23 protein-coding genes are annotated in these 26,190 nt (G+C 60.2%); 9 read left to right on the top strand and 14 right to left on the bottom strand.

The window, feature by feature from the left end; all coding sequences use genetic code 11:
• The first annotated feature begins 553 nt into the window (after nt 1-553).
• The 3 genes from B0G76_RS05520 to phbB all read left to right on the top strand — a co-directional run bounded on the left by B0G76_RS05520 (nt 554) and on the right by phbB (nt 2,473).
• Complete coding sequence (locus tag B0G76_RS05520) at nt 554-751, top strand: hypothetical protein (protein WP_090812124.1); 198 nt, start codon at nt 554-556, stop codon at nt 749-751.
• A gap of 257 nt (nt 752-1,008) precedes the next feature.
• Nucleotides 1,009-1,575, top strand: a complete 567-nt coding sequence (gene phaP, locus B0G76_RS05515; RefSeq protein ID WP_120296224.1) for a TIGR01841 family phasin — start codon at nt 1,009-1,011, stop codon at nt 1,573-1,575.
• A gap of 154 nt (nt 1,576-1,729) precedes the next feature.
• On the top strand, nt 1,730-2,473 hold the full coding sequence (phbB, locus tag B0G76_RS05510) for an acetoacetyl-CoA reductase (protein ID WP_120290720.1): 744 nt from the start codon (nt 1,730-1,732) through the stop codon (nt 2,471-2,473).
• A 204-nt stretch (nt 2,474-2,677) separates the two neighbouring features.
• Here the strand turns inward: phbB and B0G76_RS42760 are convergent, their stop codons facing one another.
• On the bottom strand, nt 2,678-2,872 hold the full coding sequence (locus tag B0G76_RS42760; protein WP_183081997.1) for a hypothetical protein: 195 nt from the start codon (nt 2,870-2,872) through the stop codon (nt 2,678-2,680).
• A 276-nt stretch (nt 2,873-3,148) separates the two neighbouring features.
• Between B0G76_RS42760 and B0G76_RS42755 the strand changes: the two genes are divergently transcribed.
• On the top strand, nt 3,149-3,436 hold the full coding sequence (locus B0G76_RS42755) for a hypothetical protein (RefSeq protein WP_183081996.1): 288 nt from the start codon (nt 3,149-3,151) through the stop codon (nt 3,434-3,436).
• Nucleotides 3,437-3,781: 345 nt separating this feature from the next.
• Here the strand turns inward: B0G76_RS42755 and B0G76_RS05495 are convergent, their stop codons facing one another.
• Entirely contained in the window at nt 3,782-4,033 is a 252-nt protein-coding gene (locus B0G76_RS05495; protein ID WP_120290714.1) for a hypothetical protein, read from the bottom strand.
• 45 nt (nt 4,034-4,078) lie between these two features.
• Here B0G76_RS05495 and B0G76_RS05490 point away from each other — a divergent pair, with 45 nt between their 5' ends.
• The 4 genes from B0G76_RS05490 (at nt 4,079) to B0G76_RS42750 (ending at nt 7,655) form a co-directional block, all read left to right on the top strand.
• Nucleotides 4,079-4,954: an alpha/beta fold hydrolase gene (locus B0G76_RS05490; RefSeq protein ID WP_120290712.1), complete on the top strand. Its 876-nt coding sequence runs from the start codon at nt 4,079-4,081 to the stop codon at nt 4,952-4,954.
• 356 nt (nt 4,955-5,310) lie between these two features.
• Nucleotides 5,311-5,658 (top strand): hypothetical protein, encoded by a 348-nt coding sequence (locus B0G76_RS05485; protein ID WP_120290710.1) that lies wholly within the window; start codon nt 5,311-5,313, stop codon nt 5,656-5,658.
• Between the two features lie 508 nt (nt 5,659-6,166).
• Nucleotides 6,167-7,174, top strand: a complete 1,008-nt coding sequence (locus B0G76_RS05480) for a GTP-binding protein (protein WP_120290708.1) — start codon at nt 6,167-6,169, stop codon at nt 7,172-7,174.
• Nucleotides 7,175-7,502: 328 nt separating this feature from the next.
• On the top strand, nt 7,503-7,655 hold the full coding sequence (locus B0G76_RS42750) for a hypothetical protein (protein ID WP_183081995.1): 153 nt from the start codon (nt 7,503-7,505) through the stop codon (nt 7,653-7,655).
• 231 nt (nt 7,656-7,886) lie between these two features.
• On the opposite strand, the gene B0G76_RS05475 is transcribed toward B0G76_RS42750, so the two are convergent.
• The 3 genes from B0G76_RS05475 to B0G76_RS05465 form a co-directional block, all read right to left on the bottom strand.
• A complete protein-coding gene (locus B0G76_RS05475) occupies nt 7,887-8,795 on the bottom strand; it encodes a helix-turn-helix domain-containing protein (RefSeq protein ID WP_120290706.1) in 909 nt (302 codons plus the stop codon).
• 595 nt (nt 8,796-9,390) lie between these two features.
• Nucleotides 9,391-10,581 (bottom strand): CdaR family transcriptional regulator, encoded by a 1,191-nt coding sequence (locus B0G76_RS05470; protein ID WP_259460511.1) that lies wholly within the window; start codon nt 10,579-10,581, stop codon nt 9,391-9,393.
• A gap of 474 nt (nt 10,582-11,055) precedes the next feature.
• Nucleotides 11,056-12,330 carry a CdaR family transcriptional regulator gene (locus tag B0G76_RS05465; protein WP_120290702.1) on the bottom strand — a complete coding sequence of 425 codons (1,275 nt, stop codon included), beginning with the start codon at nt 12,328-12,330 and terminating at the stop codon, nt 11,056-11,058.
• 458 nt (nt 12,331-12,788) lie between these two features.
• Here B0G76_RS05465 and B0G76_RS05460 point away from each other — a divergent pair, with 458 nt between their 5' ends.
• The gene (locus tag B0G76_RS05460) at nt 12,789-14,141 is read left to right on the top strand and encodes a TAXI family TRAP transporter solute-binding subunit (RefSeq protein ID WP_120290700.1); all 1,353 of its coding nucleotides are present in this window, start codon (nt 12,789-12,791) and stop codon (nt 14,139-14,141) included.
• An 86-nt stretch (nt 14,142-14,227) separates the two neighbouring features.
• Here B0G76_RS05460 and B0G76_RS05455 read toward each other — a convergent pair whose 3' ends face one another.
• The 9 genes from B0G76_RS05455 to B0G76_RS05415 form a co-directional block, all read right to left on the bottom strand.
• Nucleotides 14,228-15,784, bottom strand: coding sequence for a phospholipase D family protein (locus B0G76_RS05455; RefSeq protein ID WP_120290698.1), 1,557 nt, complete (start codon nt 15,782-15,784; stop codon nt 14,228-14,230).
• Nucleotides 15,785-15,886: 102 nt separating this feature from the next.
• Complete coding sequence (locus B0G76_RS05450) at nt 15,887-17,377, bottom strand: MdtP family multidrug efflux transporter outer membrane subunit (protein ID WP_120296223.1); 1,491 nt, start codon at nt 17,375-17,377, stop codon at nt 15,887-15,889.
• An 8-nt stretch (nt 17,378-17,385) separates the two neighbouring features.
• Entirely contained in the window at nt 17,386-19,506 is a 2,121-nt protein-coding gene (locus B0G76_RS05445; protein ID WP_120290696.1) for an FUSC family protein, read from the bottom strand.
• Between the two features lie 9 nt (nt 19,507-19,515).
• A complete protein-coding gene (mdtN, locus tag B0G76_RS05440) occupies nt 19,516-20,574 on the bottom strand; it encodes a multidrug transporter subunit MdtN (protein WP_120296222.1) in 1,059 nt (352 codons plus the stop codon).
• Between the two features lie 19 nt (nt 20,575-20,593).
• Nucleotides 20,594-20,851, bottom strand: a complete 258-nt coding sequence (locus tag B0G76_RS05435; RefSeq protein ID WP_120296221.1) for a YtcA family lipoprotein — start codon at nt 20,849-20,851, stop codon at nt 20,594-20,596.
• 229 nt (nt 20,852-21,080) lie between these two features.
• A complete protein-coding gene (locus B0G76_RS05430) occupies nt 21,081-22,535 on the bottom strand; it encodes a DUF2252 domain-containing protein (RefSeq protein ID WP_120296220.1) in 1,455 nt (484 codons plus the stop codon).
• 56 nt (nt 22,536-22,591) lie between these two features.
• Nucleotides 22,592-24,325: a SulP family inorganic anion transporter gene (locus tag B0G76_RS05425; RefSeq protein ID WP_120290694.1), complete on the bottom strand. Its 1,734-nt coding sequence runs from the start codon at nt 24,323-24,325 to the stop codon at nt 22,592-22,594.
• Complete coding sequence (locus B0G76_RS05420) at nt 24,322-25,122, bottom strand: NAD(P)-binding protein (RefSeq protein ID WP_183081994.1); 801 nt, start codon at nt 25,120-25,122, stop codon at nt 24,322-24,324. Before B0G76_RS05420 ends, B0G76_RS05425 begins: the two co-directional genes overlap by 4 nt.
• A 127-nt stretch (nt 25,123-25,249) precedes the next feature.
• Nucleotides 25,250-26,185 carry a 3-hydroxyacyl-CoA dehydrogenase NAD-binding domain-containing protein gene (locus B0G76_RS05415; protein WP_120290692.1) on the bottom strand — a complete coding sequence of 312 codons (936 nt, stop codon included), beginning with the start codon at nt 26,183-26,185 and terminating at the stop codon, nt 25,250-25,252.
• Between the last annotated feature and the right edge of the window lie 5 nt (nt 26,186-26,190).

Raw genomic sequence — 26,190 nt, 5'->3', positions numbered from 1 at the left:
ATGGGACGCTGGCAGTCGACGCCGGGTTTGTCGATCGAGCCTATCCGCGCATGCCTCCGGTCTCAATCACGACGTTAGCCTGGATGCTCCAGACAGGCGACTGGTGACGCCTGAGGCGCTGCAGCAACTGCCCCACGAAATGCGGAAGCGCCTCGACACGGACGTACGTTATGCGGGAAACACGTTGCACTTCAGATTCGGGGCACCTACTATTGTCAGGCAAGCTGAGTTGTCGTTTACCCTCTTGAACGACCTCACGACAAGCCGTCGAACCATACGTCTGAAAATCTTCAAACGCCTTTACCGGCGGGGGCGCACGCCCACACACGTGCAGGTGGCGGCCCACAGTCCGAATGCAATTGTAAGAAAAATGTTAAATCCCACATATTGATCGTGTCGATGGGGACACAGTAAGATGATCTCCCGGGCGCGGTCGGCATCCGGTTAGCGTGAATCATGCGTGAAAGTCGCATTTCGCGAGACACGATTCTAGTCGTCGCGCGAGAACGGTTGAGCTTTCCGGCAAATTGACACCTATCAACAGGAGACAAAGATGCTGAGCCCCCATGAGTTCGCAACCCTGATGCTGATCAAGGACGCGCCCGATCAACTCGGGCTGGATCGTGCGGAGCTGGATATTTTGCTCGAACACCAACTCGTCGCACTGGAAACACTTCCATCCGGCCAGCAACGCCCCCAGATAACCAGCGACGGCGTTTCCATACTCAAAGCTGTCACGCGGTTCGGCTAATGACTTTCGTTAGCGGATCATTGTCCGCCCTATAAAATCCAGCGCCCAACTCCACGGGGCAAGCAATGCAGTTCCTTATCATCGGAATAAGCGGGTCCTCAATAGTTCGATAAGTACTACTATTAAATGTCCTGGCGCGTGCAATGCGCAGTCCGCGTTGCGCTCGTGTTTTCCGCCAGTCCGTCCACATGACCGCCGCGCACCTCATTGCTATCCGATTGATCGGAAAGGTGCCAGGTCGCCTCAGGAGTTTCGCGATGAACCTATCGACCCCGGAGCAGATTGCAGCATCCCAGAAGGCCAACCTTGATACCGCTTACGGGCTCGCCACCAAGGTAGTCGAGGGGATTGAAAAGCTGGCCGAACTGAATCTGAAAACGATCCAGTCGACGCTGGCCGAAACCCAGCAGAACGCGCTGAAAGCGTTCTCCGTCAAGGATCCGCAGGAGTGGCTCGCGCTGCAAGCCGCTCTCGTTGCGCCGACGGCGGAAAAAATGCAGTCATACAGCCGTCAGCTGTTCGAGATCATGTCAGCCACCCAGGGCAAATTCGCGCAGGTCGCGCAGACGCAATACGAAGCGTACAACCGCCGGGTGCAAACGCTCGTCGAGGAAGTTGCCAGGAGCGCACCGGCGGGTTCCGAAGCCGCCATCGCCGGATGGAAGTCGGCGATGGGCGCCACCCATGCGCTGGTCGAATCCCTGCAGAAAACCAGTCAGCAGGCGGTGCAGGTCGCCGAAAGCAGCTTTGACGCCGTCGCGACCGCTGCGTCAAAGACTGCCCAGCGCACTGCCGAGCAAGCGTCGGCGGGCACCAGGCGATAGTGCCCGAAGCGGGCCCGGCGCCCGCGTCAGTCAGTCCAATCAGTTGCGTCATACAAAGGAATCCTGTTGATGTTGACGCATCTGGACGGCCATCAGGCGAGCATCGCCGTTCCGCGTGAGCGAGGATCGCCTCCTTTTACTGGAGACAGGTGAGATGACGAAACAGGTTGCCTTGGTCACAGGCGGAATGGGCGGACTCGGTGAAGCGATCAGCATCAGACTGCACGACGCCGGCTATGCAGTCCTGGTCACCTGCTCGCCGCAGAATACCGGTGCGGACAGCTGGCTGGCCCGCATGGAAGCCGACGGGCGGCAGTTCCGCGCGTATGCCGTCGATGTCGCCGACTACGATTCGTGTCAGCTATGCGCCGAGCGGATCAAGGCGGAAGTCGGCCCAGTCGACATCCTGATCAATAACGCCGGCATCACACGGGATGCGGGCTTCAGGAAACTCGACAAAGTCAATTGGGATGCGGTGATCCGCACCAATCTCGACTCGGTGTTCAACATGACGAAGCCGTGGTGCGACAGCATGGTTGAACGGGGCTGGGGTCGCATCATCAACGTGTCGTCGATCATTGGCAGCAAGGGCGGTTTCGGTCAGACGAACTATGCGGCCGCCAAAGCGGGCATGCACGGCTTCACGAAGTCACTGGCGCTCGAAGTGGCGAAGAAAGGCGTCACGGTCAACACGATCTCGCCCGGCTATATCGCCACGAAGATGGTCACAGCAGTGCCACAGGACATTCTGGACAGCAGGATCATTCCGCAGATTCCGGTCGGCCGCCTCGGGCAGCCGGACGAAGTGGCCGCGCTGGTTCTGTACCTGTGCTCCCGTGAGGCGGCTTTCGTGACCGGCGCCAACATCGCGATCAATGGCGGCCAGCACCTGCAGTGAAACAACCAGGCTTGCAGCCGGGCGGCGGAGGTGAGCTGGCATGCAGCCGGTTCACTGCACAACAGGGATGGCGATGGAAGCCTGCGGCCCGGATGGACGGGCTCCGGTGGATCGCCTGGGTCGGTAACGGCAACCGCGCAGGAGAGCCAAATGAGCGACTCGTGGGTAGGCATTGTGATGGGTTCGATTGTGCTGATGATCGCATCAGTGCTCGTGGCCGGCCACTATCGGCGCGAGCACCGTCGACGACAGCTCCTCCGGAACCTGGACCACCACGACTGGTCCCACTGGACCCGGACCCGACATTGACAATGTGGCGGGCGATGAAGCGAGAAGATGAGCCTTCTGGGCGAGGTAGCTATGTCTCGGCACGACCATGCGCAGCAGGAATTGGATCATATCGAGGCCGTGATTTCCCAGTTGGAACACCTAGGTGTCAGCCACCGGACAGAACATTCAAGTGCCGTGATGCACGTGGAATATTGGCGAACGCGCATTCGCACGGTACTGGCGCTTCCTGATGTGCCTCGTCGCGTTGTGGAACAGGGTTCGGCACTACTGGCAAGACTGGATCGGCTTCACCCTGCGCCGCGTGATACCACCATGCATGACCGAAAGTAGGCGGTACCCCAACCCACCGCCGACGTTGCCTTCGTCCAACGTTCAATCATCGCGATGAAGTACGTTTCACGGGGCAAGCGTGTCGTCTACGACCCGCTGTCCGGCGCTGAACCCTGCCATGAGCGCCTCGGCTTCCGTCGCGAAGTGCCGATGATTGGCTGCTATCAGGCGTATTGGCGCAACCGTCGGTCGAGTAGCGCCAATCATTTTGATCTGCACGACGGTGATAAAACCACGCGGTGGCAGCAATGTAACGTTGCCAGACGCTTCCCACACTGGTTCAAGCTCCACCGCGATCTCGAAGCCCCTGTACGTATAGATTCTTTTCATCTGTCTATTTGAATTGCGACCCCGCTGTCTCGCACTCTACGAGATCAATTCTTCGACGTGGGTCCCTTCTCCCGTTCCGTAACGGAGGGTTCGCGGAAAGTGTTGAGCAATTTTTTCAGGGGCCGCCATATTGACCTTTCTTTCAAAGTCGGGGCTGGTGGGCCGCACGGATGACAATATGCCCTCAATACCGCTACGGCAAATGATCGGCGTCACTGGCGAGCGTTGTCGAGGCATCGCCGCGTCGAAGGGCCGCTCGCCCCTCATGGGTTGACGTTCACGAACAGATCGTGACGGGCCGTTCCTGGCCGATCAGAGCCCCACGACCGACAGCGGCATTATCTCGGGGCGACCATCTCACGCAACAGGCATAGAACGACCCACTTCCGCCTCTCCGGTAGGTTTCGCGAACGACGGCTCTCGGACCGCTATGAGACGATGGCCGATGTCGTTTTGAACTACCAGCCGTTGGTGGGTCGAATGAAGATGCGCCACCATCGCACACATGACGGCCCGATCAAAAGAGAAGGCGTATTCGTTAGCAAGCACGTCAATCAGCACGGAAACCGCGCCCGCATATGGCCGGATACCGGCCTCTAAACTGGTCATCAATATCTACCGCGTGATTCGTAAGAAGGTCAAATTGGAAAGGCAATGACGAAGACGATACGCTGCCAGTGGGACAGTGGAGAGATCGCGCTGGACGTGGATGAGGCCGGCAGCGGCGCTTCGGTCGTCCTCCTGCCGGCCCTGAGTACGATTTCCACTCGCGCGGAGATGCGCCCGCTGCTCGACTTGCTCGCGCCTCAGTTTCACGTGACGACGGTTGACTGGCCGGGGTTTGGCGATCAGGCGCGGCCAAAGGAAGAATGCTCGCCGGAGCTTCTCTCGGCGTTTCTTAACCGGTTTCTGAGCGACATCGTGGCACCACCGCACGCCGTTGTGGCGGCCGGACATGCAGCCACCTATGCGCTTTACCAGGCCGTCTTGCGGCCAGGTACGGTTGATCGCCTGGTCCTCGTCGCACCGACTTGGCGCGGCCCGTTGCCGACGATGATGGGTGGTCCGCGAGCCTGGTTCTCCCGTGTGCGCTCTGCCATTGATCTCCCCCTCGCTGGCCCGCTTCTCTACCGGCTCAACGTCAGCCGCCATGTCATCACCATGATGGCGAGAGAACACGTTTACAGCGATCCTGACTGGCTTGACGGCGATCGTCTCGCGGCCAAACTCGCCGTCACCCGTGCACCCGGAGCCCGGCACAGTTCGGTACGCTTTGTGACCGGTGCGCTAGACCGGGTCGCCAACCGTGCGGCGTTCCTTGATCTTGCGCGCCGAGCCAACATTCCGATCCTCGTGATCTACGGCGATCAGACGCCGCCTAAATCACGTGCCGAAATGGAGGCGTTAGGACAATTGCCAAATGTTCAGGTTGAATGGGTCATGAAGGGCAAGCTCGCGATTCACGAAGAGTTTCCAGAAATCGTCTCCATTGCCATCAGGCGGTTTTTGACGAAGGAATCGCCGCTCTAGACGATCAACGACAGACGGGCATAGCCAGACGCTCTGGAATGCTTCCCCTATCAACTGTCTGACCGTGCATCAACTATTCGCGCGTGTGGTCGGGCGGTGCGTGAAATCCATTTGCTCAACGCTCTCTTCGATCGCATATGCGGTAACCCGTCAGTTCGCTCCTGGGCATCGACAGTTACTTGAAAGCCGCCACCAATTCGCTTCCATCGATCGGTGGATTGAGAGATCATGGAGCGAGTCCGTGTGAACAGGTTCGATGCTGTGCTGAAGCTGCTAGACAGCGTGTTTAGCCAGGCGGAAGAGCCGAGCCCGCGCCCGGAAAAGAAGGCCCCCCATCCACCGCGAGGAGAGTCACCATGAGCACCTGTCACGAACCACACCATGCGCATCACGACCATCAGCATAGTCCGGATTGCGGCCACACAGCGATCAGGCATAACGATCACGTCGACTATCTGCATGACGGTCATCTGCATCACCCGCACGGCGATCATGTAGACGAGCATAGGCTCGAAGTGAGCGCGAACAATCCCGATCAATGTACGCCGGGCTGCGGCGGCCACGCGCCGGGCCACGTCCATGGCCCCGGGTGCGGCCACGAACCTGTGCCACATGGGGACCACGTTGACTATCTCGTCGACGGGCACCTGCATCATCCGCACGGAGATCATTGCGACGATCACGGCCCGGTCGAACTCGCCTGAGCGAGCGATGAAAGGCGATTGATGCCTTTGAAAGCGGACTGATCTCAGTCGAACGGAGTCTGCCTGGCGGATTGCTGCTCACCACGGCGGGATACGCGTCGTCCCTGCACCGAAGCACGTCGCCGTTCAGGCACAGACGCAGGCTTCACCTTTGGTCACAGGAATCCGTGTTCCATTTGCCGCGGAGCTACGATTGCCGGTGGCTGTTTATTACCACGCGATGACTTGCGTGTCGCCGGCGATTTTCATGCGCGACGCAGACAGGCGACGCGCATCTACCTCACCCTGTGAATTTGGACGCGTGGATATTCCCGGGTGGCACACGCCGGGGAAACGGGTTACAAAGACGTTCTTTCAAACATATGTGCAATGTTATAACATTGCACATATGTTTGAATGCCGTCGGCGGGTTCGTTGGCATGCCGGGGCACGTCGCACTGGCCCAAGTTGTCCCGCCCGTTGCCCGACTCGATTTGCAGCACCAACAGTCAAAGAGGCTTGATCTGCGATGACCGCCACAAACTCCACCCATCTGATTCCTACGACGATCCTGACGGGCTTCCTGGGCAGTGGCAAGACCACCCTGCTCAACCGCATCCTGTCCGAATATCATGGCGGCCGCGTCGCCGTGATTGAAAATGAATTCGGGGAGACCGGTATCGATAATGAACTGCTCGTCCAGGACGGCGACGAGCAGATCGTCGAAATGAACAACGGCTGTATCTGCTGCACGGTGCGGGGGGATCTGGTGCGCATCCTGTCGACACTCGCCGAGAGGCGCGCGAAAGGGGAGTTGAACTTCGAACGTGTGATTATCGAGACGACCGGCCTGGCTGACCCTGCGCCGGTTGCGCAGACGTTCTTCGTCGACGACACGGTGCAGGCTTCATACGTGCTCGATGCAATCGTTACGGTGGTTGACGCGAAGCATGCCGAGGCGCAATTGAGCGAGCATCATGAAGCGCAGGAGCAGGTCGGATTCGCGGACCGCATCCTGATGTCGAAGGTTGATCTCGTATCGCGAGAAGAGGCCAGTCAGCTCGCTGCGCGACTGCGGCAAATGAACCCGCGGGCACCGATCAGGCCGGTACATTTCGGTGAGACCGACCTCAGGGAACTGCTGGATATTCGAAGTTTCGACCTCAACGCAATCATCGACATTGAACCGGACTTCCTCGCGGACCTGGCACACGAACACGATGACGACGTTACGTCGTTTGTCTACTGCACCAAGGTTCCGCTCGATCGGGACAAGGTCGAGGAGTTCTTTAGCGAAATGGTCGCCACTTACGGCCCGGCCATGCTGCGCTACAAGGGGGTGCTTGATATCCATGGCGTTGACCGTCGCACCGTCTTCCAGGGCGTGCATATGATCTTCGGTGCGAACATCGACAAGCCGTGGGGTGGGGTTGACGAGCGTGAAACGAAGATCGTCTTCATCGGCAAGCAGTTGCCAGCCGATCTTTTCAGGTCGGGGCTCGACAATTGCATGATTCGCGAAGACCTGCGGCAGTGATCTGCGCGGTCATCTCCTGATCGACGCCGCCGTCTAGTGTCGGTTTCTCACCGCCGTTCACAAGTGGGGAGCAGAATACGTCGTGTCGACGGACCACACCTGGCTGGGGTGCAGTCAGCGCATAAGTCGCCGATACTCAAGACGGGTTAAAGCGGGGATCGTCCGCCTGTGTGAACCTCGACGATATTTGTGAACTGCCGTTTGCGACTCGGGCATAGCCGCCGAACGCCTGATTCAAGATCACCTGGAGAGTGTTTCAGAAAGAATTTTCTGAGCGCTGAAGCGTTCGCCAGCAGATCAGCCGTCATGCAAGATTGAGGAGCCCGTCATGGATGTCGGCACGACGGTCAAATTACGTGCGACGACGGCGGAATCCATGCAGCCATGCATTGGTGTGCCCGAGCAGCAGTTGAACAGCATCGCAGCGAGCGGCATTACTGCGTCGTCGAACACTTCGATGCCGCCAAGGGGACACGCTTGACACGTCAATCAGAAAATCGCCACCGAACGGGTGTCGTTAGCGAAGAATGGCTGATAACGGATCGATAGCAACGGTCGGCCAGCGGGGATAAACGTTGCTTTTCGCCTGAAGGTACAAGGTCATAGCAGCAAGTACGCTCGACGTGCCGTTGTCCGGTACGAAGACAGAAATCCAGTCTGCAAAGGCCTTCGCGCAAATGGGTCGAATTTCATTCGGATCGACACGCGAAGCCTACGCTTCGCCCCGCAGTTGTGATGGTAGCTGCCTGTAGTGCCGGTAAAACACACGTGAAAAATGCGACGCGTCGGCGAAACCTGCTCGCCGACCGATTTCCGCGATCGTGATTCGACGGAACAGCGGTGACTTGAGCATCCGCATGGCAATGGCGGCTCGCGACGCCATCAAAAGCCCACCGTACTTTTCGTTGGAGGCTGTCAGCGCACGGTGGAGAGTCCTCACCGAGATATTCAATGCTTTTGCGACATCTAGCGCAGTCAGGCCGGGTTCGCAGCAGCGCTCTGCGATGCAGTCTCTGATCTGGGCACGTAAGTCGTGCTCCGGTCTTGTCACCGGCCTCGGGGTTCCCTCGCTCGCCACGAGCGCCAGCAAGGCGCCAAACTGATCGGCGAGGACGGACACCGGGACTGGCGAATCGGCAATCAATTGGGGTGACAGTTGTGCCACAAACGCGATAAGTGGCCGTCCCCAGCCAGAAGTCCCGGAGATCCGTCGGCCGATCAGTCGCCCCGACGACGGCACCCAACGTTCAAGCAATTGGGGCGAAAGGATTACGTGGACGACCTCATAACGACTGGCCAACTCAAGCGTGTAGTTAAGTCGCGAATCGACGATTAGTGCTTCACCAGGCCGTAGCTCGATCTGTTCGCGGCGGCTCGTGTCCCAGCGCGAACAAAGATTAATCATCAGATGTAGTGTGTGTTCGCCACTGCGATCGTCAGCACGTGGAGCCCGGCTCGCGATGTGAGGCGTGCCGCTCTGCCAGATAATAGTCAAGGGGCCGGCTTGGGCGAGTTCCATATTCGATTCGAACTCGCCCGGGCGTCGGCCCGAGAGCAGCAGAAGCGTGATTGCGCCTGGATTCCAAATCACTGTGCTCGGGAAGCGGCCTTTTATTTCCATTCAATCCAGTGATGGCTATACCAAGAGCAAGCCGTTTTTGCGCGCATCGCCAAGCCATATTGACCCGTGATGCGAGGTTGCGCGTCCAACTCAATTCACATACGGCTACGTATAGTGCGCCGTGCTACTGCAGCATGACGAGGAATGCAGAATCGCAATGCGTATCGGCAGACATCTCAATACAACAGGACACATCGCCTATGTCTTTGCGGAGCAACGGTGCTGCATTCAAGTATTAGAGCCTTCAAATGCAGTGACTTATTCTTCTATCGGCACTTTAGCAGCGCGCTTGTCCAATGTATTTGTGTAAGTCACCAAAACGTTTTGTGGGTTTACACAACGGGCGCTTTCGATTCGATGCGCAATGATCGAGGTCGAAAGCAGACGACAGGTCGTCAATGTCCCAGTCACGATAATTCGAGGCACCTATCGGCGGACTCGCTGGCAACGGTGTCGGAAAGCTGCGCGACATCGAGCAGCGCGGCCACGCGCGGCATCCCGTCCTTCGCCGTCTTGGCGAGCGGTCAAGGATGTCATCACCAACAAGCGCGGCAGCAATAACGGTGGCCAGGTCCGTAAGGCTGCGGCTAGCGTTTCATTTCATCACTCGGCGCAGCTTGAGAGCGATATCGAGCCTCGCAATCCAGCTGACGTCGTCGAGGCTTGCACCGAGCAGCGCTTCAATGCGTTCGAGTCTGTAGTTCAGTGTGTTTGGATGAATACCAAGTGCGGCCGCTGATTGTCCGCGTCGCTGGCCTTGCTCGAAGTAGGTTTGCAGCGTCGCCACGAGCTCAGGCTCGTTGGATAGCTGTTCGAGCAGAGAAACAAGGTAGCGCAACGCATTTGAGGCATGACGCGCGCTTTCTTCGAGGACGATACTCGAGTACATCGCGACCTGCCGCTGGCTGCGGTGTTTCGGCGAAAAGTCCAGTGCTCTGACCGCTTCATCGACTGAGGTTGCCCAGCCCGACGCGCCTTCGTTCATCAGGCCGACGCCAATGGCACGAAGCTCCGGTATCGCGCTCACCAGGGCGTTGGCCCGCTCAGTCATCTGGCGATCGGTACGATTGATCGAGTCACCCCGCGTGCAGGGAGCCCACAGAACCATCCGTCCATGATGCCAGGCGCGCACCAGGTCGTCCGGCACAGCGCAGAGATGGCGGGCTGACGCAAGTGTAATACGGTCGAGTTCCCGTTCCCGATCAAACAGCGAACTCGTCGGCAGATCGACGTCGACCGCAAGCGCTACGCGTGGCGCTGTGGAATCGAGACCCAGCGCTTCCGCTGTTTCTCGAAACCCCTTGTGATCCTCGGGTGAATGGAAGACGATGCTGTAAAGCTGATGACGCAGCGCCTCCCTCCAGCGCGCTTGCCGGTACTGCTCCTCGAGGTAATTTTGCGCGATATTCTCCGCCATGACGTCGAAGTAGTCGAAGAGGTACGGCAAAATGCTGACCAGCAATTCGTTGACGAGGGGTCCGTCGTTCTCGCCAAGCTCGATGTACATGCGCCAGATCGCACGCGACCCAAGGCGAAAGGCCCGTAGCACCGACTGCAGCGGTACGCGTTGGTGAAAGCGGCGGCGGCCGAATTCCTGAAAGCGCTCCATGTCCTCCGACGATGGCGGCTCGCCGGTCAGGAGCGACTGAAACCACAATCCGGTCGTTAAATCGATCGACGCTTCAATATCCTGTCTGACTGATGGCGTCAGGGTCTTGTAGCCCTCCACGTTCGTCAGCATCTCATAGGTCCGTTCGGTCACGGCCGACGGGTTCGCGACGAGCACCGCCGTTCGTTCGCGCAAGCGCTCACTGATCCTCGGAATGCTGACTGTCATGGATGGATCCGTCCCTGGATATGGGTTTGCGGGGCATTCGTCAGTGATACCCGTTGGCGACGAGACTACACGACAGTCGCGCTGCGCGCAGCCACTTCCGCTTCTACGGGGGACAAGAACGGGCGGATGCATCGTGCCTGCGCGTTGCTCTGGGCATCTTGAGCGAATGCCTTGCGTAGGTCGACATTAACTCCGATTTCAACCCGCAATCCGCCAGGGAGAGTGCGACCGGCCTGCTCCTGAAATGCCGCACTCGCGGCGGACTGGTTCCTTCATCTGCCGCAGGGTCGTAATATGCGAGAACCTTCTTCCCGTAGTCTCGCCCCGCTCGTCATGAACTGGCGAAGACTACGCGGCGGCTGTCCTGTTGACGCTATCAACCTGGTCCCGATCTTCTGTCGGCGTTTCCCCACGCCCTGTCCGTCACTGCAATCTGGGCTGGGCGTTGGCAGGTTCAACACTACACTCAGCCATCAGGGAACCGCGCAACTTGAGCGCGATATCCAGCTTCGAAATCCAGTCCACGTCATCGAGACTTGCACCCAGCATCGATTCAATCCGTTCGATCCGGTAGTTCAACGTGTTGGGATGAATGCCAAGGATCAGCGCCGATTGCCGCCGACGCTGATTTTGCTCAAGATAGATTTCCCGCGTCGTTACGAGCTCGGGCTCATTGGATAACTGCAGGAGGAGGGAGCGCAGGTAGCGCGATGCGGCGTCGGTCTGACAGGCGCTTTCAGCCATTACGATCGACGAGTACAGTGAAACCCTGCTCCCGTCTTTGCCTTTCGGCGTGAAATCGATGGCTTTCAGCGCTTCTGCGGCGGAAGCAGCCCAACCGGCTGCGCCGTCGTTCATCAAGCCCACGCCGATCCTCCGTACATTCGGCAACGCGAGCGCAAGACTGGCGGAACGGTCAGCCACTATCCGGTCACTGTGATTGATGGAATCAGCCCGCACGCACGGCAACCAGATGATAAGACGATCCCGATGCCAGACATAAACCAGATCGTTCCGCGCGACTTTCAGATGACGGGACGCGGCCAGTGTAATACGGCCGAATTCGTCGTCCCTTGCGGATGACGCGATACCCGTTGTGTCGACATCGAGAGCCAACGCGATGCGCGGCGCGGCGGGATCAAGTCCGAGCGCTCCGGCGGCCTTGCCAAATGATTTCGCGTCATGCGGTGAACAGAAAAGGATGTTGCAGAGCAAATGACGAAGCGAGTCACGCCATCGGGTCTGCCGATGTTGTTCCTCACGATATGCTTGCGTAATGCTTCGCGCCATGATGTCGAAGTACTCGAACAGACAGGGTGACACGTTGAACAGAAGCTCCTCGACGAGACTGCTGTCAGGCTCTCCAAGTTCGATATAAGCGCGCCACAGTTCGCGGGAACTCAGGCGAAGCGTGCGCAACACGAGTTCGAGCGGAATGAACTGGTGAACGCTTCTATGAACCAGTTGTTGACAGCCGGTCAGGTCTGAGGTCGTGGGAAACTCACCGAAAAGAAGCGACTTGAACCACAGGTTTACTGAAAACGTAATCGATTCGGCAATGTCAAGCCTGAGCACCGGAGAAAGCGACTGGTATCCATCGGGGCCCGTCACCGCCGCATAAACACGGTCAATCAGGTGAGACGGATTTTGCGCCAAGGCCGTTGTCTTTTCGCGCAAGTGACTGCTGAGTGTTGGCATTTTTATCAAAACAACCCACCTTGATCGTCGGATCTGGTTAGCGATCCGGTTCGCTAGGGACGGCCAAGCCTCCTCTTCCGGCGGCGTTGAGAACAACCGATCTCAGTCTGCTTGAAAATCCATGATGGCTGGACTCCGATGACATCTAGCGCGTAATCGCATGCCTCGTTGTTGCGGTTGCGCCGCGCCCGCCATCGCTTGTTCAAACTCAGGTCAATCGGCTTGCGGTGTAATTTAAGACTCTTAGGGTCTGTGCCTGCCATCACCGTCGCTATCTGGGTACCCACACTGTAACAGCGCAACCCTCTTTAGATATTTGTAGAAACCGCCCAGACTTCTTGTGAATTTCTACAAGGCGCCGCCGTCTTCGGTGAGTTCCGTAGGCGCGTATTCACACATTTACTATCGCAACGACAACAGATTTAATACGGTCTACGACATCCAGATGGATGTCTCTCATGATGCGGCATCGCTTTCAGAGTATGCATTTACGGCGCGACCATCCTGCTGGGGTACAGAGCGACCTGACGTGGACGTTTGCGCCGGTCGCGGTCCTCGTCGTGCTTGTGGTGGTGCTCGTCGTATGGCTGGCGAATCCGGCTCCGCCGAAGACCATCACGATAAGCGCCGGCCCGCCCAATAGTTCGTTCCTGCTGACGGCCGGCGAGTACCGGAAGATCCTTGCTCGCAGCGGCATCACGCTCAAGGTGCTGGAGTCCGATGGTTCATTGCAGAATCTGCGGCGGCTGCTGGATCCCAACGAGCATGTCGATCTTGCGTTAGTGCAAGGCGGGGTTTCGCAAGGATTGCCGACGTCGTCGCTGATGTCGCTAGGCAGTGTTTTCTATGTGCCGATCGTCGTGTTCTACCGCGGCACGGGCGTCACCAGATTGTCTCAGCTTGCGGGAAGACGAATCGCAATCGGCCGCGAAGGCAGCGGCACGCGCGTGCTGTCACTGACGTTACTGGAAGCCAACGGCATCGCACCCGGCGGCGACACCACACTGGTGCCGACCGAAGGCGTGCAGGCCGCGAAGCAGCTAGTCGCGGGTGATGTCGACGCCGTATTCCTGAGCGGCGATTCGACCACCCGTGCGGTGATGCTCCGGCTGCTCAGGGTGCCCGGCATCTCGTTGTTGGACTTCAAGGAAGCAAGCGCCTATACGCGTCTGTTCCCCTACCTTGACGAAATCGATCTTCCGCCCGGCGTGCTCGATCTTGCCCGAACGATTCCGCCGGAGACCATCCACCTGATCAGCCCGACCGTCGAACTGGTCGCCCGCTCGAATCTTCACCCGGCGCTGTCGGATCTCCTCATCGAGGCTGCGCAGGAGGTCCACGGCTTGCCGGGGCTCCTGCAGCGAGCCGGACAGTTTCCCAGTCCGGTCGCCCGTGACTACCGGATCAGCGCGGACGCCACGCGCTATTACAAATCCGGAAAGAGCTTCCTTTACCGCACCCTACCGTTCTGGCTCGCCAGTGTGGTCGACCGCACGCTATTCTTGTTGGTGCCCGTTGCCGTATTGCTGTTGCCCGCGTTGCGGCTGGTGCCGGCGCTTTACCAGTGGCGTGTGAGATCGCGCATTTACCGCCACTACGGCTCATTGATCGCGATAGAACGGCGGGCGTTGAATCACTCGACAGCGGAGGAACGCAAGGCGTTCATGGCGGAACTGGACCATATCGAAGAATCCCTCAACAGGCAGCGCACGCCGCTAGCCTATGCGGATGCCTTTTACGTGCTGCGCGAGCATGTCGGATTCGTGCGTGGCCGGCTGAGCGAAGCCGTGCGGCGGGAAAGCGGCCAGTAGCAAGCCCGTCGGTTATCGGGACCCATTCGTTAACTGCGCTCTGCACAGCCGACACTCACCCGGCAACCAACGGGACTGCGTTGTCCTCACAGCTCCGACTCAATTGGCAGAAGGCTCAGGAACCAGATATCGATGCGCCGCAGGACAGACACGCCAGGCTCCTTGTCAAGTTCTGTCACCGTTCCATCCGCACCGGTATCGATCCATACGATCCGCGTGTTGCCGCTTGCATCAGTGCGTTGTTCCACTCGCCAGGCAATCCGGTCCAGTTTCGGCTCGACGTCGTCGATCACCTGCCTGGCAGCTGCCTCACTTTCGCAAAGAACACCAATTTCCGTGTTGAGGTTGCTCGAACGCGGGTCAAGATTCATCGAGCCAATGAAAATGCTTTGACGGTCGAACACGTACGTCTTCGCATGCAGCGATGCCTTGGAAGAACCGAATATGAGTTTCTTTTTATCTGCTGCGCTATCTGTAGCAACTGGTTTCAGTTCATAGAGGCGCACCCCCGCGGCGAGCAGATCCTTTCGGTAGCGTTGGTATCCTGCATGCACGGCAGCAACGTCAGTCGCCGCAAGCGAGTTTGTCAACACCGTGACGCGTACGCCGCGCCCGGTCTGCTTGCGTATCCATGCGACGCCGCTATCTCCAGGTACGAAGTACGGCGAGATGATCAGCATCTCCTTCTTGGGTTGAAGATCCAGTGCCGTGAATTGGGTCATGAGATGACCCTGCGGGTCGTCCGGTGCGCGCGTGATCTTGGACGGATCATCGTAGAGCAGTATGGCTTTGCCCCAGGAATAGTCGTCATGGCGCCCCGCCATGACCTGAGCCAGCCGTTGCCTCGCTAGCACAATGTAGGGCGTGTCGTGCTGCGATTCGATGTATATGTCCAATTTCGCGCGGTAGTCGGCCAGGGCGGCCGGCCCCGCGCGCTGTCCCATTAGCCGGTCGATGGGATAGGCCGAATCGGCATTCCAGAACTCGTCGAAGGCATTGGAAACTTTGCGGACAATCGGACCGTGCACAAGAACATCGAGGTCTCCGAAAGTAACGACGCTCGATGCCCCAAAGTATTCATCACCGACATTCCGCCCGCCCAGGATCGCGGCCTCGTTATCCGCAATCATCGCCTTGTTGTGCATGCGTCGATTGACCCGGGAAAACTCGAGGGCGGACGCCAGTTTTTTGAAACTGCGACTCGCGACGGGATTGAATAGTCGTATCTCGATGTTTGGATGTGAGGTGAGCGTGAGCAGAACCTGGTCGTCTGCATTCGTGCCCAGGTCGTCCAGCAGCACCCGCACTTTTACGCCGCGATCTGCTGCTTTGAGCAGTGCCGCCGCAAGCTCGCGTCCCGTTAGATCGTCGTGCCAGATGTAGTATTGCAGGTCAAGCGTGCGGTCCGCAGTTTCGGCGAGCATGACACGAGCCACAATTGCATCTTCGGGGTCCGGCAACAGATGAAACGCACTGCTGTCTGGATGCTGTTGCTCCTGTGGCGCAAAGATCGCGCCAAGACGCGTTGTGTCGGTGTTCTGAGGCGCATAGGTTGGCGTCCGATCGGTCTGTGGCGGCAGACTGGCGCAGGCAGTGAGCAGAACAACAAGAAAGACTGCGCTCAGAATGCGAAGCTTGATCATTTCCACTCCTCATTGGGCTGGAATGCACTGCAGAATATCGGGGCTGCTTAATGCTAGAAACGCAAAGTCTGCTGCAAGTTCTGATACCCGCTCACGCCTCGTTCAACGCGGCTTGACTTCGACGGGCGGCTCGGCGCGATAACCGCCGCCGAGCGCCTTCGTCAACGCAATCTCCTGACCGAGCATCTGACCATTGAGCGTGAGTAGCGCGATCTGTTCCGCGATCACGGGCTGACGTGCCTCGAGCGCCGCCAGCCGGCTGGTCAGGCCTCGCTGATAGTGCGCTTCCACGCTATCTCGCGCGAACGTAACGGATTCGATCCGTTGCTTCTGCAACCCGGCCTCCGTATCGAGGGCTTGCAGGCGGCTGCCCGTCTGCGCAACATCGCGTACCGCGTTGAGGACGGCCTGGTTGTACTGCTCGATCAACAGGTTGCTCCCCTCACGGGCCCCGCTCAGGTTCGCGTTGAGCCGGCCGCCGTCGAAGATCGGCAAATACAGGCCCGGAATCAGATTGATCTGCTGGCTCGCGTGTGTGAAGAGATCGGCGAGATGCAGCGCATCGACGCCGAAGAATGCCTTGATGTCGAAGCTCGGATAAAACGCCGCTTTCGCAGCGTCGATCCGGTCGAACGAGGCCTCCACATACCAGCGCATCGCCTGAAGATCGGGCCGCCGGGCGAGGAGTTCATAAGAGAGCGTCGCGGGCAAGGCTGCTTGCGAGCGCGGCAATGCAACGGGCTCGACCGGAGGCAAGCCGTTGGGTCCCGCGCCGACCAGCGCGCGCAACGATTCGCGAAACTGCCGGAGCTGGCTTCGCGCCGAAACGATCTGCCGTTCGATCGCCAGTTGCTGCGCACGGGCTTCTTCGAGCGGGGTGCTGGGCTCCAGTCCGCGCACCGCACGCGCGTCGTGTGCTTCCACCGAGAACACCGCCAACTCGCGCGATTCGTTCAGCAGATCAATAAGCTGGTAAGTCGTTTGAATGCCGTAGTACAGCTGCGCGACGTCGGTCGAGATTTCGAGTTCGACGGCGGACGTCTCGGCAAGCCGCGCATTGTGCACGCCGAGCGACGCCGCGACCTGCGCGCGCCGCTTGCCCCAGATATCGATGTTCAGACCTGCGCCCAGTCCGACGATGCCCTCGGTGTACCAGGGACCCGTCAGCCCCAGGGCCGGTTCGTTCATCGCGTACGGGCCGATAAAGCCGTTCGCGGAAACATGTTCTCGATCCAGCAGGGCCAGCGCCACGACCTGAAGGCTCGATCCCGTTCGGACAAGCTCGACGTCCGACTTGGCCTGGGCGACACGGGTACGCGCAATCACCATCGTCGGTGCATTGGCGAGCGCCTGATCGATGAGCGCGTCGAGCTGCGCATCGCGATAGCGGTCCCACCAGCGCGCCGCGGGCCAACCTTCTCGCGCAAGATGGATGTCGTCGGCAAGATTGATCTGCTCGGGAGAAATCCCGGCATACGGCGTGCCGTTTTTGTGGATCAGCGCACAACCCGGCAGGCCGACGCACAACGACCACGCGATGCACAGGGCACAGCGGCGCCACGACCCAACGCGGGGACCGGATCGCGCGTTCATGTTCGTGTTCATGTCTGGACGGCATGCGAAGAGGGCGCCGTGACGGGTGCCTCGATGCGCCAGTCCGGCAGCCCCGCTACCTGCCGCGACAGGTCTTCCGCTGCGGCGATGATCGGCGCGTCGGCGGGTTCGAGAGGCTGCGCTGCGATACCGATACCGATGCCGATACGTTGGGGCGCATGGGCAACGGGAGGATTGGAGGCCAGGTCGTCCGCGTACCGGTTGATTTCCGCGCAGACCTGCTCCTGAGCGGCGCGCGCTGCCTGGTCCGTTTGCGGACTTGCCGAACCGGCTTGTGCTGCCAATGTGTTATTCAGCGCATTGCCGGCGAGCATGATCTCGCGGCCTTGCGCGAGGACGGTCTGTGCGCGCAGTGTCAGTTGGACCTGTTCCCCTTCCTGCCAGCCGGGCTCGATTGCGACGCGCAACAGCGTCGCCTCGCAATCGTCCAGCGCGGCCCATGCCTGCAACTGGCGCTGCGCAGTGGGCAATTCGTCCCGAATCTCGACGCCCGCCTGCGGCGCGCGCAGCTGCGCGGCGATTGCGTGCAGCATCTTCGCGAGTTTCTGCCGCAGCACGTCGCCTTCGCCCTCGCGCCAGAACGACATCTGCACGAAAGTCGCCACGCCGACACCCAGCAGGATGCCGACCAGCCGGTCGCGGATTTCAGTCAGATTCGTGGTCGGGCCGAACTGTTCGAGCAACGCGAGCGAGAAGGTGAACATCAGCTGGACACCGGCGTAGCCAATCCGCTCGGACCCGGCGGATATCCACGCGGCGAGCGCGACGACGGGCAAGGTCATCAGCAGCAGGCCGACAATGTCGTCGAGGTGCGGAATGACGAACACGACCATGAATAGCGCCAGCGCGCTGCCGATGGCCGCCCCGGCGACGCGCAGCACGGCCCGCTGCATCGATGCGCCTAGGCTCGGCAGCGCGACGATCACGCACGTCAGCATGATCGTGTGAATGCCTTGCCAGTCGACCGCGTTGTAGAACACGTAGCAGACCAGCACGGCAAGCAGCGTCTTCAGCGAAAAGCGCAGGTACGCGCGATTGGTCCATGCGTCGGGCACGACCATCGGCTCGCTCGCGGGCGGCTTGCCGGGTGCGGCACCGCTCGCAACCAGATCGGCGAATGCGTGCAGCGCGCGCTGCAATTCGGCTGCGGCGGGAAACGTATCGGCGGCAGCGCGTTCTTCAGGTGTTGCCGTGCGCACGTAGCGGTACGGCTCGCCGGTCATGACCGATTCGTCGAGCGCCGTGCAGTTCGCGCGCAACTCGCGCAACATCGCAATCTGCGCTGCCGAGGCACCCGGCCAGTTGACGGGTAATTCGCTCGCGCTGCGATAAAGGCGCGACACCGTCGCAATGCGTGCAAGCTGCAATGCCTGATGCTTGCGATAGTCCGCCTCACGCATCGTCGTGAAACGCAGCAGCTTCTGCAGCGTCAGCGCGCCTTGCTGGACCGCCGTCAGCGTAATCGGCGCTGTATCCGTGCCGCCGTCGATCAGTTGGGTTAGCGGCGCTTCGAGCGCCATCAGTTGCCGATGGATTTCCGCCTTGAGTTGTAGCTGCGGCTCCGCGGGCAACAACAGTGTATTGACCACGAGCGTCAACGCGATCGGATAATTGATGGCGACCCAGACCCACAGCACCGCCCGGATCAGCAGCTCGGCCTGATCGGTCAGGTCGACGAAGCTCTGCACGTAGATGACGACGATGGCGACGATGAAGAACACGACGCCGATTTTCAGCACCCGTATCAGGTACACGCTGCCGAAGAACAGCAGACTCGCGACCACGATGCGCAGTAACGGGTAGTCGAACGTGAACTTCAGCAGCAGGGTCGACAGACCGATCGCGAGCGTCGATCCAATGATGAACATCAGGCCGACCAGCCGCGTGACCACCACATTCGACTGCGTGACGTAAAACACCACCAGAAGCGACAGCGCGAGCGACGGCACCTCGAGCGCCATCGACACGACGATCACGATTGCGCTCGTCAGCATGCAACGCAACATCACGTTGAGACGCCCGGGAAAAGGCGCAAGCTCGCGATTCAGGAATGCGCCGGTATCGCGCAGCATGACGGGCATAGGCGGCAGGTAGTCGGCGGCGGCCATGGGCGCTCCTCAACGGCTGTCGCCGTCGTTGCCGCGCCTGGGTTCCAGCACGGCCACCGCCGACGTACCGACGCGAAACAGCTCCGGGTTCGGCTGGTCGACACGAATCTTCACCGGGAAGCGCTGCGAGACGTGCACCCAGTTAAGCGTGCGTTGAATGCGCGGCAACCCGCCGGGCAATGCCAGGCCGCCTTCCTCGGGCGCGACGCCGTAGCTGATCGAGTCGACCTTGCCCTCGAAGCGCTGGCCCGTATCGCTCATCAGGTAAACCGTGGCGGGTGTGCCCGTGCGGATGCCCTTGAGCTCCGTCTCGCGAAAATTCGCCACCACGTACCAGTGGCGCGTGTCGATCAGCGTGAAGACGGGCTTGAGTGCTGACGCGAACTGCCCCGTCGAAGTCTTCAGCGATACGATGCGGCCGTCGAACGGTGCTCGCACGGTCGCATATTCGAGGTTCAGCTCGGCAATCGCGATCTCGGCCATGATGACGGCACGCTGCGCGACCAGCGCGTCGACGCCGCTGACGGCGGCTGCCGCCTGCTGCGCCTGCAGCTGCGCGGCGCTGAGTTCGGCCTGCGTAGCGCGTTGCGCGGTGCGCGCGCGGTCGACGTCCTCCGCCGATACGTAACCATGCGACAGCAGCGGCTCCATGCGGTGCAGGGTATCCGACGCCTGGCCGGCCGCGGCCCGCATGCGCTCGACGGCAGCGCGCACCGACTGCGCGTTGTATTGCTGCGCATTGACCGTGCGCTGGGTCAGTTCGATCTGACGGTCGAGCGCGGCGAGGGACGCGCGGCCTCGCGTCAGCGCATCCTGATACGGACGCGGATCGATGCGGAACAGCAGATCGCCCTGTTTCACCGCCTGGTTGTCGTGCACCGCCAGCTCGACGATGCGCCCATTGACCTCGGGCACGACGTCAACCGTATCGGCGTAGGCGTAGGCGTCGTCGGTGCGCGGCGCGCGGTCCAGCTGGCGGATGACGAAAACCAGCAGCAGCAACGTCACCACCACCAGCAGGATGGCCGGCCATTTTTTCTTCGATGTCCCGCCAGCAGTTGTCGCCATCAGATCCACCTGAGGAGATTCAATGTTGAAAGAGGATCAACCAGACAGAGAGTGAGAATAAGGTGATCAGCGTGGGATAGATCACGATAGGAGGTACAAGCCGGTCATCGGATTGCGCACGCTCCAGAATCACGTAGGCAATGATCGTGAGCGCAGCGCCGGCAACGCTGCAAAACAGCCAGTCAGGAAAATACGCGCCAAGCACGCTGATGGACGGTGCGATCGCACACCCGCCCGTCAGGATCGCGACGGCCAGCGCGGCGGCGATCCAGCGCATCGCACGTGTCTTTCTGAAGACAGGCATGTGATCTCCAAAATCGTTTGCATCGTTGGGGTTCGAATCACCCTGTGTGCGTTCCGAGCTAATTTGCCCCGCTGTCGCCAGAAACGCAAAGCGAGGAGACATCGCGCGATGTGCCCGTACCAGTCAGCTTTCGCAGAGAAATGGCTTGTGTCGGCGCGCAGCATCTACGTCACGTGGATCGGCGCGAATGCTCAGCCAGCGCTTATTCATGAATGACCTGAACTTGTCCCGACTTGACTGCTGCTTTTAAAACCGTCCAGTCTGCTTCATTCTGTTCTGCGTAAGCGAGCGCGAATTGCTCGATGGCCTCGTCGAATGCACTCGACTTCCCAACATATCCGCTGAGCAACGCGGGGTCCCCCGCTTTCGCCATCGAATGGGCGAGCGCGTGAGCGCAGGAAACCGCATATTCGCCGAGATCTTCAGCGTCGAACGTAGTGAAGTCGAACGCACCCTTCATGTCGCGCAATTGCCGCACGTAGAAGTCGTTGCCCGTGTGGCGCATCTTCGACCATCCGAGAAATATGTCGCTGGCCGATTGCAGCAGACGCTGTCCGTTCACCACGCGCTGGCCGTGATTCGGAAACCGGCTCGGCGGCAAATAACCCTCCAGTACGGAAGGCCGCGCCTCCTTGAGTTGAAGGAACAATGGGCACTCCCCATCGGCCATGAAGAGTGCCTCGTAGCAGCGCGTCCCCACTGACCCAATGCCCACAACGCGAATGGCGACATCGACCAGTTCATAGCGATCGAATAGCGCGCGCCTGTCATCGGGGAGCGTCAACCGGTAGTCGGCGAAGAAACGCCTGACCAACGCATCGTACTGTTTGTGATCGTGCGGGCTCTCCAACGGGATGTGATACACGAGCGGCGGCACGTCCTTGATGCGCAGCCGGCCGTTGACGATCTCGGTTGCATGAGCCGTCACGGAACGCGACGACTGCTGCTTCGCCTTGTCGATGACGGCCACTTCTTTTTGTCTCTCCTCCAACGAATCGGCAATGGCCAGCATGCTCGCTGCCGTGAACTGGTAGTACCAGACGTCGAGCGTGTCCATCCGGCTGAACCCGGCGATCTGTTGCCGGAACGTCTCGCATAGCCGACGCACCACGCTGCGCTGGTCACGCGTCGCCAGTCCGCGTTCGCGCGCTGCAATCACGAACGATGTAGCCAGCCTGCGCACATCCCAGTCAAAGGGTCCGGGCAGTGTTTCGTCGAAGTCGTTGGGTCCGAAAAGAACGCGCCGCTCCGGGCTCGCGAACAGTCCGAAATTGGCCAGATGCGCATCGCCGCCCAGTTGCACGATCAGATCGGAATGCGGCAGCTTCGACAGGTCGTATGCCATCAGCGGCGCCGCGCCGCGATAGAACGCGAATGGACTCGCGACCATACGCCCGTAACGAATGGGTATCAGCTCTGTCACCCGGCCCGCGTTAGACGCGTCGAGCAGCGCGATGGGATCACGATCCTCGATCTTGCAGTCCGCCAGCTTCGCGCGCGGCACCTTGCTGCGCGCCGCCTTGCCCTGCGCGATGCGCGACGCCAACGTGGCACGTCCCGCAAACAGCGTGGACGGGTCTTCTTGCGCCGCCAATATCTTTGGATCAGTGGGTTCCGCAGCAGGTTCGTTGCGCTTCGGGGCAGCGGATTCAGGCATGTTCCCCCCCTTGTTCAGTTCATCGTGAAAGCGGCTTTGCTTCATTTCGCTGTGCTTCATTCCGGCATGGCGTCCGGCGAAGGCGCGGGTAAGGATGGCGAAAGATCGCGTAGTGCGTCGATCGCGGCATCCACCGTCGCAAAGATCTCGCGATGCGCGCCTTTTGCGCGCAGTGCCTTATACCGTTCGATCTCATGCCGCACCCCCGTCGGAAGTGCGACCGCTGCGACTCCCACGCCACGCCGGTCGAGTTCCGTACCTAACTGGACCAACGTTTTGCCCGCGGTGTAGTCGATATTGTTGATCTCCGACGCGTCGATCACCATCCAGCGCAATGGCGAACTGGCCTCGTTGACCAGCTTTAGCACTTCTTCCGTGAAGCGGCCGGCGTTCGCATAGAACAGGTCCGCTTCGAACCGGTAGACGACGATGCCCGGCGCCGCGAGCACATTCGGCGCGACCGGATGGTCGAGCCAACGGCCGGCGGGGCTGCGCGTCAACACACGCGTGCGCAGCCGGTAGCTATGCCGCGCATGCGCGATCATCGATAGGATAACGGCAGCGAGAATGCCGTGCATCACATCGACAAACACGACCACGCACGCCGTGAGCAACCCGACGACGAATTCGTCCTTCTGCATGCGATAGAGTTCGACCATGCCCTTCAGGTCGATCAGCTTCACGCCGATCATGAAGACGATGGCCGACAGCACGGCGGCAGGCAGAAGACTGAGCGGCCCTGTGAGGAATAGCAGCACCATGAGCACGATGACGGCCGTCGTCAGATGGGTGACCTGGGTGCGACCACCCGCATCGTCGACCATCTCGGTCTTGGTCGGACTGCCGTTCACGACGAAGGTGCCTGTGAACGCAGCCGCCGCGTTCGCGGCTGCGAGGCCGATGATGTCGGCGTTGTCGTCGCCCTTCTCGTTATACCGGTTGGCATACGCGCGCGCAGTCGCCGCGCTCTGCGCAATGATGACGATGAAGCAGGATGCAGCCGTCGTCAGTACCTGGTTGACCTCGTTCATATGCAGCGGCGGCAGGAACAGCGACGGAAGTCCGCCGGGCACTTCGCCCGTTACCGCAATGCCATGCCCGGCGAATTTGAACACCGCGCTCGCCACGATGGAACCGATCACGGCGATCAGCGCACCCGGTGCGCGCGGCGCCAGACGCTTGCAACCGAGGATCACCGCGAGAACAGCAAAGGACAGCACTGTGGTCGGGTAATTCGCCTCGGCGACGCGCTGAAACACGGACATCACCTGCATGATCGGGCCATGCCCTTGCTTCGCGAGCCCGATCAGCCCGGCGAGTTCGCCCGCCGCGACCTGTACCCCCACGCCTGTCAGGAAGCCGATCAGCGCGCTGCGGGAAAGAAAGTCGGCCAGAAAGCCCAGACGAAAGACACGCGCAATCACAAGCATCCCGGCAACCGTCAGGGCCACAGTGCTTGTGAGGCCAACGTATTCCTTGCTGCCCAATGCGGCGATGGCCGTCAACGTACCCGCAAGGATGGCGGCTGTCGCGGAGTCCGCCGCGACCACCAGTTGACGCGACGCACCAAAGATCGCAAATGCGATCAGCGGCAGCAAGATCGTGTAGAGGCCAGTGACGGTGGGCGTGCCGGAAATCTTCGTGTACCCCATCACCTCTGGGATGCCCAGGGCCGCCAGCGTGATCCCGGCAATGATGTCGTGCGGCAGTTGCGCGGAATTGATAGGCAGAAGTCCCTGCAGGAACGGCATGCGATGCAGATGAGAATCCGTGGAAACCGCTGGTTTCATGGTGTTTCCTCCACCCGGGTTGTGAGCTTGCCGACCAGCGCATTCGCCACGATCTCATCGACGATAACCACGCCGGATGCCCCCGCGCTCTCGAACAGCCCCTTTCTCAAGGGATTTTCGCCGGGCACTACGATCGTAAGCGAGGCATTCAGCGAATGCGCCAGCAAGGTGATCGCCAGATTGTTATTGCTGTCGGGCGTTGTCACGACCAGCGCTTTGGCGCTATCCAGCCGCGCGCCCTTGAGCACGTCGTCGAAAACGCCCGGCGCCCCGAGCACGACCATATGGCCGCGATCTGCCGCCCGGTCGGCCTGATCCTGATCGCCCACGAGCACGAGCACCGTCTGTCCGGTTTCGCGCAAGCGGTCTGCAACCAGTTCACCCAGCGAATGAAATCCAACCAGCACAATGTGATTGGCAAGATGTTCGAGCTTGCGTTCCATAACCCTGTTCTCCCGATAAGCCATCACATCGTCGCCCGACAGCATGCCGGTGAGCCTCGAAACCGCGAACCCGCCGACCACCAGCGCCGCGAACATGGCCACCAGCATGAAGATCTTTTGAGGCTGATTGAACTCGGTAAAGTCACCGAGTGTCGAGACGAGATTGACCCCATCCCAGAGGGCCGCAAACACTTTGTCGGGAAAGGAGGCATCGGACTGATCGAGCAGGACCAGCCCAACAGCGGCGCCGCCCAGCAGCAGAACAAGCAGACCGACGGTATGGCGCGCGCGGCGGCGCCATTCACGAATGCGGATGCCCCCGAGACGCGGCTCATCGACACGGAAGATCCACATCGTTACCTCGGATAGATATTCTGATCGAGCTAAAAGCGAACCCAATGCCAGATAATCGCGCTCGTCTTTTGGATCAGTTGCCCATAGTCAGGAGTCTCTGGACACGCCGCGCTTGTGGCGGATAGCGTCATTCCTTTCCTCGCAGACGCAGCAGGCCCATCAGAACCTCGTCGCGATACGTCGCAAGGTCCTCCTGTAAGGAGCGTGACTGGATCTCCTCATGCACCCCCTTGATGATGGTCGCGCGAACGTCAGGCGTCAGCTCCGGCGTACCGAGCACATGCCACCATGCCGTCAACGGGCCGGTGAACTGATCGAAGAAATGCTCGATGCCACCCTGACCGCCGCCGAGGTGATACAGAAGACTCGGCCCCATGATCCCCCAGCGCAAGCCAGGGCCCCACGAAACGGCGGCATCGGCGTCGGCCACGCTGACCACACCCTCCGCGATCAGGTGGACCACCTCGCGGAAGAGCGCCGCCTGCAGACGATTGGCGACATGGCCCGGCACCTCCTTGTGCAGGCGTATCGTCCTCTTGCCCAGGCCGCGATAGAACGCGCTGACGCGCTCTATCGTCTCTTCCGACGTCTTCGCACCGCCGACAATCTCGACAAGCGGAATGAGATGCGGCGGATTAAACGGATGACCGATCACGCACCGCTCAGGGTGGTTCGGGCAGGCCGACTGAATCTCGCTCATCGTCAAGCCCGACGAACTCGATGCAATGATTGCGTCCGGCGCCAAGGCCTCATCGAGACGCCGGTAGAGATCTTTCTTGAAGTCGATTCGCTCCGGGCCGTTTTCCTGAACCAGATCGCTGCCGGCGATGGCGGCATCGAGGTTGTCAGTGAATTCCAGCTTCGACGGCGCAGCTCCCGGTGCGAGGCCCAGATGCTCCAATGCAGGCCAGGCGGCCGAGATGAAATCGTCGAGCTTTTTCTTTGCGTCGAGGGCGATGTCGGTAGCGACCACCTCCAGCCCTTTCGCAAGGAACAGCGCAGCCCAGCTCGCGCCGATAACGCCCGTCCCAATGATCGTGACGCGTTTGATTGGCTTGGCCATGACAG

The organism is Paraburkholderia sp. BL23I1N1 (assembly GCF_003610295.1).
In the GTDB taxonomy this organism is placed as follows: domain Bacteria; phylum Pseudomonadota; class Gammaproteobacteria; order Burkholderiales; family Burkholderiaceae; genus Paraburkholderia.
This window is presented reverse-complemented; position numbering and strand designations above follow the sequence as displayed.

What these genes read in the sequence shown, in the direction of transcription:
- B0G76_RS05460 (WP_120290700.1), top strand. Translation starts at nt 12,789, where the DNA reads ATGATGCGGCATCGCTTTCAGAGTATGCATTTACGGCGCGACCATCCT.
- mdtN (WP_120296222.1), bottom strand. Translation starts at nt 20,574, where the DNA reads ATGGCGACAACTGCTGGCGGGACATCGAAGAAAAAATGGCCGGCCATC.
- B0G76_RS05425 (WP_120290694.1), bottom strand. Translation starts at nt 24,325, where the DNA reads ATGAAACCAGCGGTTTCCACGGATTCTCATCTGCATCGCATGCCGTTC.
- phbB (WP_120290720.1), top strand. Translation starts at nt 1,730, where the DNA reads ATGACGAAACAGGTTGCCTTGGTCACAGGCGGAATGGGCGGACTCGGT.
- B0G76_RS05435 (WP_120296221.1), bottom strand. Translation starts at nt 20,851, where the DNA reads ATGCGCTGGATCGCCGCCGCGCTGGCCGTCGCGATCCTGACGGGCGGG.
- B0G76_RS05475 (WP_120290706.1), bottom strand. Translation starts at nt 8,795, where the DNA reads ATGGAAATAAAAGGCCGCTTCCCGAGCACAGTGATTTGGAATCCAGGC.
- B0G76_RS05485 (WP_120290710.1), top strand. Translation starts at nt 5,311, where the DNA reads ATGAGCACCTGTCACGAACCACACCATGCGCATCACGACCATCAGCAT.
- B0G76_RS42750 (WP_183081995.1), top strand. Translation starts at nt 7,503, where the DNA reads ATGGATGTCGGCACGACGGTCAAATTACGTGCGACGACGGCGGAATCC.
- B0G76_RS05430 (WP_120296220.1), bottom strand. Translation starts at nt 22,535, where the DNA reads ATGCCTGAATCCGCTGCCCCGAAGCGCAACGAACCTGCTGCGGAACCC.
- B0G76_RS05465 (WP_120290702.1), bottom strand. Translation starts at nt 12,330, where the DNA reads ATGCCAACACTCAGCAGTCACTTGCGCGAAAAGACAACGGCCTTGGCG.
- B0G76_RS05415 (WP_120290692.1), bottom strand. Translation starts at nt 26,185, where the DNA reads ATGGCCAAGCCAATCAAACGCGTCACGATCATTGGGACGGGCGTTATC.
- B0G76_RS42760 (WP_183081997.1), bottom strand. Translation starts at nt 2,872, where the DNA reads ATGATCCAATTCCTGCTGCGCATGGTCGTGCCGAGACATAGCTACCTC.
- B0G76_RS05455 (WP_120290698.1), bottom strand. Translation starts at nt 15,784, where the DNA reads ATGATCAAGCTTCGCATTCTGAGCGCAGTCTTTCTTGTTGTTCTGCTC.
- B0G76_RS05490 (WP_120290712.1), top strand. Translation starts at nt 4,079, where the DNA reads ATGACGAAGACGATACGCTGCCAGTGGGACAGTGGAGAGATCGCGCTG.
- B0G76_RS42755 (WP_183081996.1), top strand. Translation starts at nt 3,149, where the DNA reads ATGAAGTACGTTTCACGGGGCAAGCGTGTCGTCTACGACCCGCTGTCC.
- B0G76_RS05520 (WP_090812124.1), top strand. Translation starts at nt 554, where the DNA reads ATGCTGAGCCCCCATGAGTTCGCAACCCTGATGCTGATCAAGGACGCG.
- B0G76_RS05495 (WP_120290714.1), bottom strand. Translation starts at nt 4,033, where the DNA reads ATGACCAGTTTAGAGGCCGGTATCCGGCCATATGCGGGCGCGGTTTCC.
- B0G76_RS05420 (WP_183081994.1), bottom strand. Translation starts at nt 25,122, where the DNA reads ATGTGGATCTTCCGTGTCGATGAGCCGCGTCTCGGGGGCATCCGCATT.
- B0G76_RS05450 (WP_120296223.1), bottom strand. Translation starts at nt 17,377, where the DNA reads ATGAACGCGCGATCCGGTCCCCGCGTTGGGTCGTGGCGCCGCTGTGCC.
- phaP (WP_120296224.1), top strand. Translation starts at nt 1,009, where the DNA reads ATGAACCTATCGACCCCGGAGCAGATTGCAGCATCCCAGAAGGCCAAC.
- B0G76_RS05445 (WP_120290696.1), bottom strand. Translation starts at nt 19,506, where the DNA reads ATGGCCGCCGCCGACTACCTGCCGCCTATGCCCGTCATGCTGCGCGAT.
- B0G76_RS05480 (WP_120290708.1), top strand. Translation starts at nt 6,167, where the DNA reads ATGACCGCCACAAACTCCACCCATCTGATTCCTACGACGATCCTGACG.